At 70.6% G+C, this 14,875-nt stretch carries 17 protein-coding genes; 4 read left to right on the top strand and 13 right to left on the bottom strand.

Going from position 1 to position 14,875, the window contains the following annotated elements:
• Positions 1–22: 22 nt before the first annotated feature.
• The 4 genes from ABZ855_RS42180 to aroH form a co-directional block, all read right to left on the bottom strand.
• Positions 23–640 (bottom strand): lysophospholipid acyltransferase family protein, encoded by a 618-nt coding sequence (locus ABZ855_RS42180; RefSeq protein WP_360817278.1) that lies wholly within the window; start codon positions 638–640, stop codon positions 23–25.
• Positions 641–723: 83 nt separating this feature from the next.
• A complete protein-coding gene (gene cmk / locus ABZ855_RS42175) occupies positions 724–1,401 on the bottom strand; it encodes a (d)CMP kinase (RefSeq protein WP_360817206.1) in 678 nt (225 codons plus the stop codon).
• Positions 1,402–1,632: 231 nt separating this feature from the next.
• Complete coding sequence (locus ABZ855_RS42170) at positions 1,633–2,718, bottom strand: prephenate dehydrogenase (protein ID WP_360817203.1); 1,086 nt, start codon at positions 2,716–2,718, stop codon at positions 1,633–1,635.
• Positions 2,715–3,077, bottom strand: a complete 363-nt coding sequence (aroH, locus tag ABZ855_RS42165) for a chorismate mutase (RefSeq protein ID WP_319207477.1) — start codon at positions 3,075–3,077, stop codon at positions 2,715–2,717. The genes ABZ855_RS42170 and aroH overlap by 4 nt, the downstream gene beginning before the upstream one ends.
• Before the next feature lie 271 nt (positions 3,078–3,348).
• Here aroH and ABZ855_RS42160 point away from each other — a divergent pair, with 271 nt between their 5' ends.
• The 4 genes from ABZ855_RS42160 to ABZ855_RS42145 are packed head-to-tail and all read left to right on the top strand — an operon-like array spanning position 3,349 to position 5,845.
• The gene (locus tag ABZ855_RS42160) at positions 3,349–4,020 is read left to right on the top strand and encodes a hypothetical protein (protein ID WP_360817200.1); all 672 of its coding nucleotides are present in this window, start codon (positions 3,349–3,351) and stop codon (positions 4,018–4,020) included.
• A 40-nt stretch (positions 4,021–4,060) separates the two neighbouring features.
• Complete coding sequence (locus ABZ855_RS42155) at positions 4,061–4,645, top strand: DUF6529 family protein (RefSeq protein ID WP_360817198.1); 585 nt, start codon at positions 4,061–4,063, stop codon at positions 4,643–4,645.
• Positions 4,642–5,049, top strand: a complete 408-nt coding sequence (locus ABZ855_RS42150; protein ID WP_360817195.1) for a Rieske (2Fe-2S) protein — start codon at positions 4,642–4,644, stop codon at positions 5,047–5,049. Before ABZ855_RS42155 ends, ABZ855_RS42150 begins: the two co-directional genes overlap by 4 nt.
• A 22-nt stretch (positions 5,050–5,071) precedes the next feature.
• Entirely contained in the window at positions 5,072–5,845 is a 774-nt protein-coding gene (locus tag ABZ855_RS42145) for a nucleotidyltransferase domain-containing protein (RefSeq protein WP_360817192.1), read from the top strand.
• Here the strand turns inward: ABZ855_RS42145 and ABZ855_RS42140 are convergent.
• From ABZ855_RS42140 to ald, 9 genes are all read right to left on the bottom strand, one after another.
• Positions 5,771–6,541 (bottom strand): nucleotidyltransferase domain-containing protein, encoded by a 771-nt coding sequence (locus tag ABZ855_RS42140; RefSeq protein ID WP_360817189.1) that lies wholly within the window; start codon positions 6,539–6,541, stop codon positions 5,771–5,773. The genes ABZ855_RS42145 and ABZ855_RS42140 overlap by 75 nt on opposite strands.
• A gap of 3 nt (positions 6,542–6,544) precedes the next feature.
• Complete coding sequence (locus tag ABZ855_RS42135; RefSeq protein ID WP_360817186.1) at positions 6,545–7,567, bottom strand: ADP-ribosylglycohydrolase family protein; 1,023 nt, start codon at positions 7,565–7,567, stop codon at positions 6,545–6,547.
• On the bottom strand, positions 7,564–8,361 hold the full coding sequence (locus ABZ855_RS42130; protein WP_360817184.1) for an NUDIX domain-containing protein: 798 nt from the start codon (positions 8,359–8,361) through the stop codon (positions 7,564–7,566). Before ABZ855_RS42130 ends, ABZ855_RS42135 begins: the two co-directional genes overlap by 4 nt.
• Positions 8,362–8,653: 292 nt before the next feature.
• On the bottom strand, positions 8,654–9,829 hold the full coding sequence (locus ABZ855_RS42125) for a pseudouridine synthase (protein WP_360817181.1): 1,176 nt from the start codon (positions 9,827–9,829) through the stop codon (positions 8,654–8,656).
• Positions 9,829–10,491, bottom strand: coding sequence for an SMC-Scp complex subunit ScpB (gene scpB, locus ABZ855_RS42120; RefSeq protein ID WP_360817179.1), 663 nt, complete (start codon positions 10,489–10,491; stop codon positions 9,829–9,831). Before scpB ends, ABZ855_RS42125 begins: the two co-directional genes overlap by 1 nt.
• Positions 10,488–11,507 (bottom strand): segregation/condensation protein A, encoded by a 1,020-nt coding sequence (locus ABZ855_RS42115; RefSeq protein WP_360817176.1) that lies wholly within the window; start codon positions 11,505–11,507, stop codon positions 10,488–10,490. Before ABZ855_RS42115 ends, scpB begins: the two co-directional genes overlap by 4 nt.
• Positions 11,508–11,525: 18 nt before the next feature.
• On the bottom strand, positions 11,526–12,116 hold the full coding sequence (locus ABZ855_RS42110) for a hypothetical protein (RefSeq protein WP_360817173.1): 591 nt from the start codon (positions 12,114–12,116) through the stop codon (positions 11,526–11,528).
• The gene (locus ABZ855_RS42105; RefSeq protein ID WP_360817170.1) at positions 12,101–13,237 is read right to left on the bottom strand and encodes a ParA family protein; all 1,137 of its coding nucleotides are present in this window, start codon (positions 13,235–13,237) and stop codon (positions 12,101–12,103) included. The genes ABZ855_RS42110 and ABZ855_RS42105 overlap by 16 nt, the downstream gene beginning before the upstream one ends.
• 447 nt (positions 13,238–13,684) lie before the next feature.
• Positions 13,685–14,800 (bottom strand): alanine dehydrogenase, encoded by a 1,116-nt coding sequence (ald, locus tag ABZ855_RS42100; protein WP_360817275.1) that lies wholly within the window; start codon positions 14,798–14,800, stop codon positions 13,685–13,687.
• Positions 14,801–14,875: the final 75 nt, after the last annotated feature.

Below are 14,875 nucleotides of genomic sequence, written 5' to 3'. Positions count from 1 at the left end.
CAGTCAGTTGGTCAAGTGTCTCTCAGCGCTCAGCGGGGCGCCCGGCGTTTTCCTGACGGCCGGTGAGCCGTCTGGCGTTCTCCAGGTGCGCGGTGAGCTGCTTCTGAATGCGTACGGTCGCCTCGTCCAGCGCCGCACGCGTACGCCGCCCGGTGCCGTCGCCCGCCTCGAACGGGTCACCGAAGACCACGTCGACGCGGCTGCGCAGCGCGGGCAGCCCTTTTATCAACCGTCCGGGCCGGTCGGTGCTTCCCAGTACGGCCACGGGCACGACGGGGGCCCCGCTGCGCACCGCGAAGTAGGCGAGCCCGGCGCGCAGCGCGGCGAAGTCGCCCTCGCCCCGGCTGCCCTCGGGAAAGATCCCGAGCACCCCGCCGTTCGCCAGCACACTCAGGGCCTGGGAGATCGCCGTGCGGTCGGCGGTCGAGCGGTCCACCTTCACCTGGCCGAGGGCGTGCATGGCGGGTCCGAGCGGACCGATGAACGCCTCCTTCTTGACCAGGAAGTGGGAGGCCCGGGGTGCCACCCCGATGACCATCGGACCGTCGATGTTGTGCGAGTGGTTGACGGCGAGGATCACCGGACCGGTCACGGGAACCTTCCAGGAGCCGAGGACACGCGGCTTCCACAGCCCGTACATCAGGCCGACGCCGATACGCCGCCCCACCTCGGCACCCCGCGCCGTAGGAGCCTCGGACTCCTTCAGCGCCTTGGACGGAACGCTCACTTCGCGTCCCGCTTCTCCTCGACGAGGGTGACAACGCACTCGATGACCTGCTGGAGGGTCAGCTCGGAGGTGTCCACCTCGACCGCGTCGTCCGCCTTGGCGAGCGGCGAGGTCTTACGGCTGGAGTCGGCCGCGTCCCGCTTCAGCAGCGCCTCACGGGTGGCGTTGACGTCGGCACCCTTCAGCTCACCGCTGCGCCGGGCGGCACGGGCCTCCGGGGAGGCCGTGAGGAAGATCTTCAGATCGGCGTCGGGCAGCACGGTCGTCCCGATGTCCCGTCCCTCGACGACGATCCCCTTCTCGGCGGATCCGGCGATGGACCGCTGCAGCTCGGTGATCAGGGCACGCACCTCCGGTACGGCGCTCACCGCGCTGACCTTGGAGGTGACCTCCTGGGTGCGGATCGGCCCGCCGACATCGGTGCCGTCCACGGTGATCGTCGGGTTCTCCGGATCGGTACCGGAGACGATCTCGGCCTTGCCGGCCACGGCGGCGATCGCGGAGGGGTCCGAGATGTCGATCCCGTTGTTCACCATCCACCAGGTGATCGCCCGGTACTGGGCCCCGGTGTCCAGGTAGCTCAGCCCGAGCTGCGCGGCAACGGCCTTGGACGTGCTCGACTTGCCTGTGCCGGAGGGCCCGTCGATGGCGACAATCACTGCGGCGCGATCCACTGTGGAGGCACCTTTCCTGGTCCGGGGTGGTGGGACGGGGACGCAGGGCGCCCCGGACAAGGTTACTGGGTAAGAGTCACTCGTCCGGCCGCACGCCCACCCAGCCCGTCCGGCGTTTGAGGACGAGCGCGTTCAGCGCGAAAGCGGGGGTCTGGGGGCGGCAGCCCCCAGTGGGGGTCCCCCCTCTGGGGGAGGGACGGGTAGGGGCGGCGGGGGCGAAACAAACCCCACCTACTGCCGAATAGCCCACCCGCGCTCCCGCAGCGCGGCCGACAACACCGGTGCCGCCTTCGGCTCCACCATCAACTGCACAAGCCCCGCCTGCTGCCCCGTCGCATGCTCGATCCGCACATCCTCGATATTGACCCCCGCCCGCCCCGCATCGGCGAAGATGCGGGCCAACTGCCCGGGCTGGTCGTCGATGAGCACGGCCACGACCTCGTAGACCCGCGGAGCGGACCCGTGCTTGCCGGGCACCCGCACCTGCCCCGCGTTCCCGCGCCGCAGCACGTCCTCGACCCCGCTGACGCCCTCGCGCCGCTTCGCCTCGTCGGAGGACTGCAGGGACCGCAGCGCCTGGACCGTCTCCTCCAGGTCGGCGGCGACGTCGGTGAGGAGGTCGGCGACCGGCCCGGGGTTGGCGGAGAGGATGTCGATCCACATGCCGGGGTCGGACGCGGCGATCCGGGTCACGTCCCGGATGCCCTGCCCGCACAGCCGTACGGCCGCCTCCTCCGCGTTCTCCAGTCGCGCCGCCACCATGCTGGAGACCAGGTGGGGCATGTGGGAAACGAGGGCAACGGCACGGTCGTGGGCGTCCGCGTCCATGACGACGGGGACGGCACGGCAGTGCGAGACCAGCTCGAGGGCGAGGTTCAGCACCTCGGTGTCGGTGTCGCGGGTCGGCGTCAGCACCCAGGGACGGCCCTCGAAGAGGTCACCGGTCGCGGCCAGCGGGCCGGACTTCTCGCGGCCCGACATGGGGTGCGAGCCGATGTACGACGCCAGGTCGAGGCCCAGCGCGTCCAGCTCGCGGCGCGGGCCGCCCTTGACGCTGGCCACGTCGAGGTAGCCGCGCGCGACACCCCGGCGCATCGCGTCGGCGAGGACGCCGGCCACGTAGGCGGGCGGCGCGGCGACGATCGCGAGGTCGACCGGTCCCTCCGGCGCCTCGTCCGTGCCGGCGCCCAGGGCGGCGGCCGTACGGGCCTGCTCGGGGTCGTGGTCGGCGAGGTGGACGACGACGCCGCGTGAGGCGAGGGCGAGGGCGGCGGACGTACCGATGAGGCCGGTGCCGATGACGAGTGCGGTTCTCACTGGGCGATGTCCTTGCGAAGCGCCCCCGCGGCACCGAGGTAGACGTGCGCGATGTCGGCGCGGGGGATGTCGGACTCGATGTGCGCGAGTATCCGGACCACCCGGGGCATCGCGCCCTCGATGTCCAGTTCCTGGGCGCAGATCAGCGGTACGTCGACGATGCCGAGCTTGCGGGCCGCGGCGGCCGGGAAGTCGCTGTGCAGGTCGGGGGTGGCCGTGAACCAGATGCTGATCAGGTCGTCCGCGGTGAGGCCGTTGCGTTCCAGGACCTCGGTGAGCAGTTCACTGACCCGCTCGTCCATGTGTCCGGCCTCGTCCCGATCCAGTTGGACGGCGCCCCGGACCGCTCGTACCGCCACGGTGATGCTCCTCGCTGATGTACGTGGTGCGAGCTGATCCACTTGTTCGGTTGCCCGGATCGGCTCCTGGTGCGTCCAGCCTAGTCAGCCGGGCCGGAACGGATGTGCGGAGCCCGCCCGCTGAGACGCTCCGCGCGACTGGCGCCGAGCTCTGTCAATGTCACCCGATTCGCCCCAATCCGCGAGTCGGCGTACGAACACGCCCGTGCGCCCTGGACGCGGGGCCGCGGGTCCGCTCTCATAGCAGGAAGCTCGCCTCGGGGGAGGCCCCATGAAGCGCACCGGACCGCTTTTCACACTGCTCGCGGGGCTGTTGTTGGCCCTGTTCATGCTGTCGCTCAACGCGACGACAGGGACCAAACAGGCATCCCAGTACGACGCCGACTCGCCCGCCGACAAGGTGTCACCGTCGCCGGCGCCCACGGCCACGACGACGTCCCCGACGCCCACCCCGTCCGCGTCGCCCACCAGGGCTCCCGCGCCGAACGCCGACTACGCGGGCCGTACGGACGACGACTCCTCCGCGGTGTCCGTCTCACTGCGCGACGGCAGGGCGATCGCGTACTTCTGCGACGGCCGTGACAAGGAATCCTGGCTGAAGGGTGACGTCGAGGCCGACGGTTCCATGAAGCTCACCGGCAAGGGCAAGTCCGAACTCAACGGCACCCTCAAGGGCAAGAGCATCCGGGGCACGGTCGACATCGAGGGCGGGCACTACGCCTTCACCGCGGACAAGGCCGTCAAGCCGTCGGGGCTCTACCGGGCGACCGCGACCGTACGGGACGCCAAGATCGACGGCGGCTGGATCGTGCTGTCCACCGGGGACCAGGTCGGCATCCTCAACCGCGACGGCAAGCCCTCCCCCGCGCCCCGGATCGACCCGGAGACCGGCGCGGTGACGATCGACGGGCAACGGCTGACGGCCCGCCCGGTCACCCCGTGAAGCACCGCCTCCATGCAGGGACAGGGACAGGGAGCCCAACATGACCGTGGACCCGAACGCCGCCACCCAGAGCTTCCCTCCGCGTCCGCCGGCCCCCGGCGGCCCGAGCGCGGCCCGCTATCTCGTCCCGGCCCTCGTCGCCGCCGCCGTGGCGGTGGCCCTCGGCGCGTACGGCAAGGTCCACGATCCGGCGGGCACCGCCTTCAACCTGGCCGGGTTCAGCAGCACGGGCGCGGTGAAGTCCTGGCTCGCGACGACGGCCTTCGGCTTCGCGCTCGTCCAGGTCGTGTCGGCGCTCATGGTGTACGGGAAGCTGCCGGGCCCGAGCTGGTCGGCGACGCTGCACCGCTGGTCCGGGCGGATCGCGTTCCTGGTGATGGTCCCTGTGGCAGTGCACTGTCTGTACGCTTTCGGGTTTCAAACGTACGATTCACGGGTGATGTGGCATTCCATCCTGGGTTGCTTCGTCTTCGGCGTTTTCAGTGCGAAGATGCTGCTGCTTCGCTGGGATCGACTGCCCGGCTGGCTGCTGCCGGTCGTCGGCGGACTGGTCTTCACCGTCCTGACCATCGTCTGGCTCACCTCCGCCCTCTGGTTCTTCCGCACTTTCGGAGTGACGACATGACGCACGGCCCGACGCGACGCACGATCCTCCTCGCGACGGGCGCGGCGGCGCTCACGGCGGGCTGCAGTGAGTACGGCGACGAATCGTCGTCCTCGTCGTCCTCCGCCGGCTCCCCCGGACAGGAGCTGGCCACGACGGCCGACATCCCGGTGGGCGGCGGCACGATCTTCAAGGACGAGCAGGTCGTGGTGACCCAGCCGAAGGAGGGCGAGTTCAAGGCCTTCACGTCGATCTGCACCCACCAGCGGTGCCCCGTGGCCAACGTCGAGGGCGGCACCATCAACTGCACCTGCCACGGCAGCAAGTTCAACATCACGGACGGTTCGGTGGCCCACCCGCCGGCGACGCGACCACTGGCCGAGAAGAAGATCACGGTGGCGGGAAATTCGATCCGCCTGGCGTGACGCACGCGCGTACGCTCCCGGAATGCGCCCCCATCCCGGCCCCGAGAGCCCTGTCGGACCCCAGACCCTCGTACGTGATCACACGGTCTACGCCTGTGTGATGGGTTCACGCGCCTTCGGTCTGGCGACGGAGGGCAGCGACACGGACCGGCGCGGGGTGTTCCTCGCGCCCACCCCCCTGTTCTGGCGCTTCGAGAAGCCGCCCACGCATGTGGAGGGCCCTGCGGAGGAACAGTTCAGCTGGGAGCTGGAACGCTTCTGCACACTGGCTCTGCGGGCCAACCCGAACATCCTGGAGTGCCTCCACTCCCCTCTCGTCGAGTACGCCGACGACACGGGCCGCGAACTCCTCGCCCTGCGCGGGGCGTTCCTCTCCCGCCAGGCACACGACACGTTCGCGCGTTACGCGCTCGGCCAGCACAAGAAGCTCGAGGCCGATGTCCGCGTCCACGGCGTACCGCGCTGGAAGCACGCGATGCATCTGCTGCGCCTGCTGATGACCTGCCGTGACCTGCTGCGCACGGGCACGCTGACGATCGACGTCGGCGACGAGCGCGGCCCGCTGCTGGCGGTGAAGCGGGGCGAGGTGCCGTGGCCGGAGGTCGAGTCCCGGATGAACCGCCTCGCCGAGGAGGCCGAGCGGGCCTTCCACCGCAGCCCCCTCCCCCAGGAACCGGATTTCCGCCGCGTCGAGGACTTCCTCGTCCGCACCCGCCGCGCCTCAGCCCGTCGAGCGGACCCGTACGACGAAGTCGTGCAGGGCGTCGTACGCGACCGTGGCGTCCGGCAGCCCTGAGAGCGCCTGCGCCTCGTCGAGCACGCGGTGCAGCCGCTCCACGTCGGCCGCCACGCGCGCGTGGTCGACGTCGGCCGCCCCGTGTTCGTGCTCGGCCTTGGCCGCGACCAGCTCCGGCAGATACGCGGGCGCCTCGCCGATCTCCCCGACGAGCGTGGGCAGATGGGCCTGCACCTCGCCCGCGCGCATCAGGTGGATGCCGGTGAGCAGTACGCGGAACGTGTAGAGCAGCGGCTTGAGCTCGCCGGTCTTCTCGAAGAGGCGCCACTGCGTCGCCGCGAATCCCCGGTAGTGGTGGGCGTGGTGGCTGGTGATGACTCCGGGGGCGAGCGCGACAAGTTCCCCGTGCGTGTCGGACGTGTGCACGACCAGCGGGGACAGCAGCTGCTCCAGCACATAGCCGTTGCGGCGCAGCATGAGCCGTACGAACTTGCGCAGATCGTGGGTGACCAGGTCCAGCTCGACGCCGTCCCGCTCCCACATCCGCGACCGGGTCTCCTCGGGCTCGCGCAGTCCGACGAGGTCGGCGGTGGGCAGCAGGTGGACGCCTCTGAGGTCCACGTCCGAGTCGCGGGACGGGAAGCCGTAGAGGTGGGCGCCGGAGACCGTGGCGAAGAGCACCGGGTCGGGCTGCTCGGCGACCACCGACGTGAGGTCGAGACCGGGGAGTTCGGTGAGAACCGGCGCGTCGTTCATCCGTCAAGCGTCCCAGAGCGCTCCCAGCGTCTGCAGGTCACCCCCGTACTCGATGCGGTCCGCCCAGGGGGTCGGCCAGGCGTCGGTGCCGTGGTGGGCGCCGGCGAAGGCTCCGGTGAGGCAGGCGATCGAGTCCGAGTCGCCCGAGGTGCAGGCGGCGCGGCGCAGGGCCGTGAGGGGCTCGTCGGGGAAGAGCAGGAAGCACAGCAGGCCGGTGGCGAGAGCCTCTTCGGCGGTCCAGCCGGCGCCGGTGGCGAGACAGGGATCGTCCTCGGGCGAGGCGGTGCGGACGGCGAGCTGGAGCCGGTCCAGGATCGCCAGGCACTCGTCCCAGCCGCGGGCGATGAAGTGCTCGGGGCTCGGGTCGTGGCTGTGCGTCCACAGGTCGCCGAGCCACCGGTGGTAGTAGTGGCTGCGGCTCTCCCGCGCGTATGTACGCAGCAGGCTCACCAGCCCGGCCGGGTCGGCGCCCTGGGCGAGCAGCCGTACGGCGTGTGCAGTGAGGTCGGACGCGGCCAGGGCCGTCGGGTGGCCGTGGGTGAACGCCGCCTGCAGCTGGGCGGCGCCCGCGCGCTGTTCGTCGCTCAGCCCCGGGGCGAGGCCGACGGGCGCCACGCGCATGTTGGCGCCGCAGCCCTTGGAGCCGATCTGGCTGGCCTCCTGCCAGGGCAGCCGCTCGTTCTTGAGGAGGTTGCAGGCGACGAGGCAGGTGTGACCGGGCGCCCGGTTGTTGTCCGGCGACTGGAACCAGTTCACGAACTCCTCGCGCACCGGCCGTTCCATCCGGAGCGGGGCGAGCAGTCCCCGGTCCATCGCGGTACGCAGTCCGTGGGCGAGCGCCAGGGTCATCTGGGTGTCGTCGGTGACGATCGCGGGCGTGGGCAGGTCCATCTGCCGCCAGGGGCCGTGGGCGGCGAGGATCGACGGGATGTCCTTGAACTCGGTCGGGAAGCCCAGGGCGTCGCCGAGCGCGAGCCCGATCAACGCTCCGCTGGCGGCGCGCTTCCTGACGGTGGTGGTGGTCATGCGGGGCGTCCTTCCGGTGACGGTGTCGACGGAGAAGAAGGGGAGGGGGACGGGGGAGGCGGGGACGAGGCGGGCGCCATCGACGTGGTCGGGCGCAGCAGTGGTGGGTGCAGGGTGGCCGCGGTGCCGGCGCGGTACAGCGCGGCGGGTTTGCCCCGGCCGCCGGTGAGGCGGGCGGCCCCCGGTACCGCTTCGACGAAGCCCGGGGTGGCGAGCACCTTGCGGCGGAAGTTGGGCGGGTCGAGCGGGGTGCCCCACACGGTCTCGTAGACCTGCCGCAGCTCGCCGAGGGTGAACTCGGGCGGGCAGAACGCGGTCGCGATGCAGGAGTACTCCAGCTTGGCGCCGACCCGGTCGTGGGCGTCGGCCAGGATGCGGTCGTGGTCGAAGGCGAGCGGTCCGAGCGCGTTGTACCGCAGCCACTGGGCCTGGGCCGCGTCCCCGCCGGAGTGCGGTTCGGGCGCGTGGGGCAGCAGCGCGGCGAAGGCCACGGACACGACCCGCATTCTCGGGTCGCGGTCGGGTTCGCTGTAGGTGCGCAGCTGCTCCAGGTGCAGCCCGGACACGTCCGACAGGCCGGTCTCCTCGGCGAGTTCACGCCGGGCCGCCGTCTCGGCGGACTCGTCGGGCAGGACGAAGCCTCCGGGCAGTGCCCAGCGGCCGGCGTACGGCTCGTGACCGCGTTCGACGAGGAGCGCGTGCAGGGCGCCGGCCCGGATGGTGAGCACCGCCAGATCGACGGTGACGGCGAAGGGTTCGAAGGCGTACTTGTCGTATCCCACAGGTGCGGTCATGCCGCCCACCCCCTCACGGTCGCCTTTATGGTCACCATGACCAATAGTCATACCGACTATAAAGAGCCCAGACAGCCCGCACAAGCCTTCTTGACGACTCCCATACGCCCAAAGCCCCTCAGCGGCCCCTCAGGCGCCCAGGAGGAGTCGCGGGACGCGGGACGACCCGGAGGACACCCGATCCCCTCCAGCGCGCTTCGACGCCCCTTGGCCGGGCCCTGGCAGACAAAGACGGCCGGCCCCGGAAAGCTCGGGACCGGCCGTCAGCGCTCAACGCGCCCTAAAGGTTGCCCTAAAGGTCGACTTCCTTCATCAGCATGCCGACCTCGGTGTTGGACAGCCGGCGCAGCCAGCCCGACTTCTGGTCGCCCAGGGTGATCGGGCCGAAGGCGACGCGCACCAGCTTGTCGACCGGGAAGCCGGCCTCCGCGAGCATGCGGCGCACGATGTGCTTGCGGCCCTCGTGGAGAGTGACCTCCACGAGGTAGTTCTTGCCGGTCTGCTCGACGACCCGGAAGTGGTCCGCACGCGCGTACCCGTCCTCCAGCTGGATGCCGTCCTTGAGCTGCTTGCCCAGGTCGCGCGGGATCGGGCCCACGATGTGCGCGAGGTAGACCTTCTTCACGCCGTACTTGGGGTGGGTCAGCCGGTGCGCCAGCTCACCGTGGTTGGTGAGCAGGATGACGCCCTCGGTCTCGGTGTCGAGCCGACCGACGTGGAAGAGCCGCGTCTCGCGGTTCGTCACGTAGTCGCCGAGGCACTGGCGGCCCTCGTTGTCCTCCATCGTGGAGACGACACCCGCGGGCTTGTTCAGCGAGAAGAACTGGTACGACTGCGTGGCCACCGTCAGCCCGTCGACCTTGATCTCGTCGTGCTCCGGGTCGACGCGCAACCCCTGCTCGACCACGATCTCGCCGTTGACCTCGACACGGGACTGCTCGATCAGCTCCTCGCAGGCCCGCCGGGAACCGTAGCCCGCGCGCGCGAGGATCTTCTGCAGCCGCTCGCCCTCCTGCTCGGCGCCCGGGAAGGTCTTGGGCAGCTTGACGTCCTTCTTGTTGGCGTAGCGCTCCCGGTTGCGCTCCTCGGCCCGCGCGTCGTACTCACGGGAGGTCGCCGGTGCCCAGCGCCCGCGCCCGGTGCCGCTGCTCTGGCCCTGCTTCGGCCCGCCCTTGGCGCCGCCGCGCGCGGAGGCACCGCGGCCGGACTTCGGACCGTCGGGGCTCGCGCCCGGTCCTACGTCGTAGCGGCGCTCTTCCGGACGCGGCTTGCTGGGACGACCCTGGGCCTGGCCCTGACCTTGGCCCTGACCGCGGCCCGAAGCCTGACCACGCCCCTGCCCCTGGCCCTGGCCACGTCCCTGACCCTGGCCCCGCCTGTCGCCCCCGCCGCCGGCGCCGGCGCCGCGAGAGTTACCGCGTCCGCCACCACTCTTGCCGCCACCGCTACCGCTACCGCTGCTTCGCATCAAAATTCCGTCTGTTCGTCTGCGTCGTCTGCACCCGGAGCATCGGGAGCGTCCGGATCGAACGACGGAACACCTTCCTGCGTCTCGGCCTCGATCGCGTCCGCCTCCGGGAGGAAGGGTGCGAGCTCCGGGAGTTCGTCCAGGCCTCGCAGGCCCATCCGCTCCAGGAAGTAGTTCGTCGTCGTGTACAGGATCGCACCTGTTTCGGGTTCCGTGCCCGCCTCCTGGACCAGACCGCGCTGCAACAGGGTCCGCATGACCCCGTCACAGTTGACTCCGCGTACGGCCGAGACGCGGCTGCGGCTGACCGGCTGCCGGTAGGCGACGACCGCGAGCGTCTCCAGCGCGGCCTGGGTGAGCCGGGCCTGCTGCCCGTCCAGCACGAAGCCCTCGACAGCCGCCGCGTACTCGGGCCGTGAGTAGAAACGCCAGCCGCCGGCGACGATCCGCAGCTCGAAGCCGCGCCCCTGGACGGTGTACTCGTCGGCCAGCGCGCGCAGGGCGTCCGCGATCTGGCGCCGGGGCCGCTGGAGGATCTTCGCGAGGTGTTCCTCGGTCGCGGGTTCGTCCACGACCATGAGGACGGCCTCCAGGGCGGGCCCGAGATCGAGCTCGGCGGCGGTCCGCAGCCCGGCCGGCACCTCGTTGGTCTCCTCGCTCACGCCTTCTTCTCCTCCTTCGCCGGCTCCGGCGGCCGGTCGAACTCGTCGGTGACCGTCGGCTCCCGGTCGCCCTCCCCGCCCGTCCAGCGCACCACCAGCTCCCCGAGCGCGGTCTCCTGGTCCAGGGCGACGGCCTTCTCCCGGTACAGCTCCAGCAGGGCCAGGAAGCGCGCCACGACGGTCAGGGTGTCCTCGATGTCCTCGACGAGGTCCTGGAAGGTGGCCTCCCCCAGCTCCCGCAGCCGCGCGACGACGATCCGGGCCTGCTCCTGCACGCTCACCAGGGGCGCGTGGATGTGGTCGACGTACACCTGCGGCTTCGGCCTGGGCTGCATCGCCTTCACGGCGAGCTTCGCGAAGCCCTCCGCGCCGATGCTGATGACGACCTCGGGCAGCAGTTCGGCGTGGTGCGGTTCGAGTCCGACGGTACGGGGATAGCGGCGGGCCTCGTCGTCGAGGCGGCGGGTGAAGATGTCGGCGACCCGCTTGTACGCGCGGTACTGGAGCAGCCGCGCGAACAGCAGGTCGCGCGCCTCCAGCAGGGCCAGGTCGGCCTCGTCCTCGACCTCGGCGGCGGGCAGCAGCCGCGCGGCCTTCAGGTCCAGCAGGGTCGCCGCGACGACCAGGAACTCGGTCGTCTGGTCGAGATCCCAGTCCGGGCCCATCGCCCTGATGTGCGCCATGAACTCGTCGGTCACCTTGGACAGGGCGACCTCGGTGACGTCGAGCTTGTGCTTGGAGATCAACTGGAGGAGAAGATCGAACGGCCCCTCGAAGTTGGCGAGCCGGACCTTGAAGACCCCGTCATCGACTTCGGGTTCCTGCGGCGGAACCGGGGGCTCCGGTACTTCAGGTACTTCGGGGACTCCAGGAACCTCCGGGACTCCAGGTACTTCCGCCACCGCGTCCCCGGCCACCGCCTCCTCGACCGGGACCGGCGGCGCGCCCCCCGGCCCCCGCCCCAGCACACGCCGACGACCGGCGGAGCCGGGGGCAGGGGCGTCGTTCGAGGTCATGGCCCAGGCAGGCTACCGCTAGCGGCCACGCAACCGTCGTACGAGGATGCTCGCGTCCCCACGGGACTCGAGATCGGCGAGCACCACCGCGACGGCCTCACGCACGATGCGCCCGCGGTCGACCGCGAGCCCGTGCTCGCCCCGCAGCACCAGACGCGCGTGCTCCAGGTCCATGAGCTCCTCGGCGGAGACGTACACCGTGATCTTCTCGTCGTGCCGCTCACGGCCGCTGGGCCGCCGGTTGGGGGCCCGTCCGCGCTTGCGGGACGCCGACACCGACTGCGACGACGGCCCCGGCTGCCCGGAGGCAGAACCTTCCTGCTCGCCCGGGCGCCGGACCGGGCGCTCCGCGACGGCCCCCCGGCTGCGCGACTCCCCGGCGGGGTCGACGCCGGCGGCGACATGCTCGTCACCGTCGCCGTCGCCACCCTGGACGGGCACCGAGTGCGGCGCGTCCTCCGAGGCGGCGGCTCCGTCGCTCTCCCCGGCGGGACCCGGTACCCGGGCCTCGCCGTTGGCCTGGCGCCTGGGGGTGGACGACTGGAGCGCCATGCCCCCCGTGGTACGGAACAGTTCGTCGGCCCCCGGCAGACTCACTCGGCGTGACACCGGGCGAGCACCTCCCTGGCGAGCTGGCGGTAGGCGGCGGCGCCGACGGAGTTCGAGGCGTACGTGGTGATCGGCTCACCGGCGACCGTGGTCTCCGGGAAGCGGACCGTGCGTCCGATGACCGTGTGGTAGACGTGGTCGTCGAAGGCCTCGACGACACGTGCGAGCACCTCACGGCTGTGCACCGTGCGCGAGTCGTACATCGTGGCGAGGATGCCGTCGAGCTCCAGTTCCGGGTTCAGTCGCTCCTGGACCTTCTCGATCGTCTCCGTCAGCAGCGCGACACCGCGCAGCGCGAAGAACTCGCACTCGAGCGGCACTATCACCTTGTGCGCCGCTGTCAGGGCGTTCACGGTGAGCAGACCGAGCGAGGGCTGGCAGTCGATCACGATGTAGTCGTAGTCGGCCAGGAGCGGCTTCAGGGCGCGCTGGAGCGTCGACTCACGCGCGACCTCCGAGACCAGCTGCACCTCGGCCGCCGACAGGTCGATGTTGCTCGGCAGCAGGTCCATGTTCGGGACGGCGGTCTTCAGCAGGACCTCGTCCGCGGACATCCCCCGCTCCATGAGCAGGTTGTAGACCGTCAGGTCGAGTTCCATCGGGTTCACGCCGAGGCCCACGGAGAGGGCGCCCTGCGGGTCGAAGTCGACCAGCAGGACCCGGCGGCCGTACTCCGCGAGGGCGGCACCCAGGTTGATGGTCGACGTGGTCTTGCCGACGCCGCCCTTCTGGTTGCACATCGCGATGATCGTCGCGGGTCCGTGACTGGTCAGCGGACCCGGGATCGGGAAGTAGGGCAGCGGGCGTCCGGTGGGACCGATGCGCTCGCGGCGCTGACGGGCCGCGTCGGGCGCGAGCGTGGCCGCGTACTCCGGATCGGGCTCGTACTCGGCGTCGGGGTCGTAGAAGTGCCCGTCGGGCAGTTCGTCGTAGTCGGCGAAGTGGTTGTGGACCCCGCCACTACCGTCGCCGGCCATGGCGTTCACGTGATGGCCATCCATGCTCATGTGTGCTGGCTGAGTCACCACCGGCATCTGGTGACCCTGATGGGCTGCGAAGGTGCGGACCGCGACGGAGCCGACAGCCGCGAGCCCCGTGGGGCCCGATCCCCGCGCCGGCATTCCTGGTTGACCACCCCCGGGAGTAAATGTCGACTCATTCACAAGTCGTCTTACCTCCTTGGTGACCAGGAAACTTCTCGATAGGTCAGCGTGGCACCATGCCGACGGTTGGCGACTCTATGGCGTGTCGGCCGTTCGCAGCAACACAATCCGCCGGACCCGGCCCGATGTGTCGGCAATGAAACATCCCGCTGTCAAGGGCGTACGGCCGTCGCACGGCAGGGTTCACCGGTGCGCGAATCGGTCAAAGCGTTACGTTCGAGGCGAGTTGAACGAGTGTCGCAAAGTGACCATACACACATCCGGCCGGACCTTGTCGGGCAAGGTCCGGCCGGATGTGGGGCGTTGACGACCCCTGTTGACGTATCGCCTTTTACCCGCTGATGACTTGGTCTTTTTGTCGACCGGGAGCACCGGCGGGGCGGCTGCGGAGGGCGGCTGACAACCTCAGCCGAGCAGCGATTCCAACTCGGCGTGCTCCAGCCCGTGCGCCTCTGCGACCTCCCGGTAGACGACCTTGCCGTCATGGGTGTTGAGGCCCTTGGCGAGCGCGGGATCGCGGCGCAGCGCGTCCACCCAGCCGCGGTCGGCGAGTTCCACGATGTAGGGCAGCGTGGCGTTGGTGAGCGCGTAGGTCGAGGTGTTGGGGACCGCGCCGGGCATGTTGGCGACGCAGTAGAAGACCGATCCGTGGACCGGGAAGGTCGGTTCGGCGTGGGTCGTGGGGCGCGAGTCCTCGAAGCAGCCGCCCTGGTCGATCGCGATGTCGACGAGCACGCTGCCGGGCTTCATCCGCGACACCAGTTCGTTGGTGACCAGCTTGGGGGCCTTGGCGCCGGGGATGAGCACCGCGCCGATGACGAGGTCGGCGTCCAGGACGGCCTTCTCCAGCTCGAAGGAGTTGGACATGATCGCCCGGACCTTGGTGCCGAAGACCTTGTCGGCCTCGCGCAGCTTGTTGATGTCGCGGTCGAGCAACGTGACGTGGAAGCCCATGCCGACGGCGATCTGCGTGGCGTTCCAGCCGGAGACGCCGCCGCCGATGACGACGGCCCGCGCGGGCTGGGTGCCGGGGACGCCGCCGGGGAGCACACCGCGTCCGCCGACCGAGCGCATCAGGTGGTAGGCGCCGACCTGCGGGGCCAGCCGGCCGGCGACCTCCGACATCGGGGCGAGCAGCGGCAGGGCGCGACCGGGCAGTTCGACGGTCTCGTAGGCGATCGCCGTGGTGCCGGACGCGACGAGCGCGTCGGTGCACTCCTTGGAGGCGGCCAGGTGCAGGTAGGTGAAGAGCGTCTGGTCCTTGCGGAGGCGGTGGTACTCCTCGGCGATGGGCTCCTTGACCTTCAGCAGCAGGTCGGCGGTGGCCCACACCTCGTCCGCCGTCGGCAGGATGCTCGCCCCGGCGGCCACGAACTCGTCGTCCGTGATCGAGGAGCCGACGCCGGCGTTCCGCTCGATGACGACCTGGTGGCCGTGGCGCACCAGCTCGTGCACGCCGGCGGGGGTGATGGCCACGCGGAACTCGTTGTTCTTGACCTCGCGGGGGATGCCGACCTTCACGTCGATCACGGTCCTTGGCTCAGAGGGTGTGGGGCATAGCACTACATACCCGGACGTGCGGGGGCACACCAGGAG

It is taken from the genome of Streptomyces sp. NPDC047042 (assembly GCF_040644035.1).
GTDB lineage: Bacteria > Actinomycetota > Actinomycetes > Streptomycetales > Streptomycetaceae > Streptomyces.
This window is presented reverse-complemented; position numbering and strand designations above follow the sequence as displayed.

Coding starts and splice junctions, on each gene's coding strand:
- ABZ855_RS42105 (WP_360817170.1), bottom strand. CDS start 13,237: ATGCCGGCGCGGGGATCGGGCCCCACGGGGCTCGCGGCTGTCGGCTCC.
- ABZ855_RS42125 (WP_360817181.1), bottom strand. CDS start 9,829: ATGCGAAGCAGCGGTAGCGGTAGCGGTGGCGGCAAGAGTGGTGGCGGA.
- ABZ855_RS42150 (WP_360817195.1), top strand. CDS start 4,642: ATGACGCACGGCCCGACGCGACGCACGATCCTCCTCGCGACGGGCGCG.
- ABZ855_RS42180 (WP_360817278.1), bottom strand. CDS start 640: ATGTACGGGCTGTGGAAGCCGCGTGTCCTCGGCTCCTGGAAGGTTCCC.
- ABZ855_RS42160 (WP_360817200.1), top strand. CDS start 3,349: ATGAAGCGCACCGGACCGCTTTTCACACTGCTCGCGGGGCTGTTGTTG.
- ABZ855_RS42115 (WP_360817176.1), bottom strand. CDS start 11,507: ATGACCTCGAACGACGCCCCTGCCCCCGGCTCCGCCGGTCGTCGGCGT.
- ABZ855_RS42155 (WP_360817198.1), top strand. CDS start 4,061: ATGACCGTGGACCCGAACGCCGCCACCCAGAGCTTCCCTCCGCGTCCG.
- ABZ855_RS42145 (WP_360817192.1), top strand. CDS start 5,072: ATGCGCCCCCATCCCGGCCCCGAGAGCCCTGTCGGACCCCAGACCCTC.
- ABZ855_RS42140 (WP_360817189.1), bottom strand. CDS start 6,541: ATGAACGACGCGCCGGTTCTCACCGAACTCCCCGGTCTCGACCTCACG.
- ABZ855_RS42135 (WP_360817186.1), bottom strand. CDS start 7,567: ATGACCACCACCACCGTCAGGAAGCGCGCCGCCAGCGGAGCGTTGATC.
- ABZ855_RS42130 (WP_360817184.1), bottom strand. CDS start 8,361: ATGACCGCACCTGTGGGATACGACAAGTACGCCTTCGAACCCTTCGCC.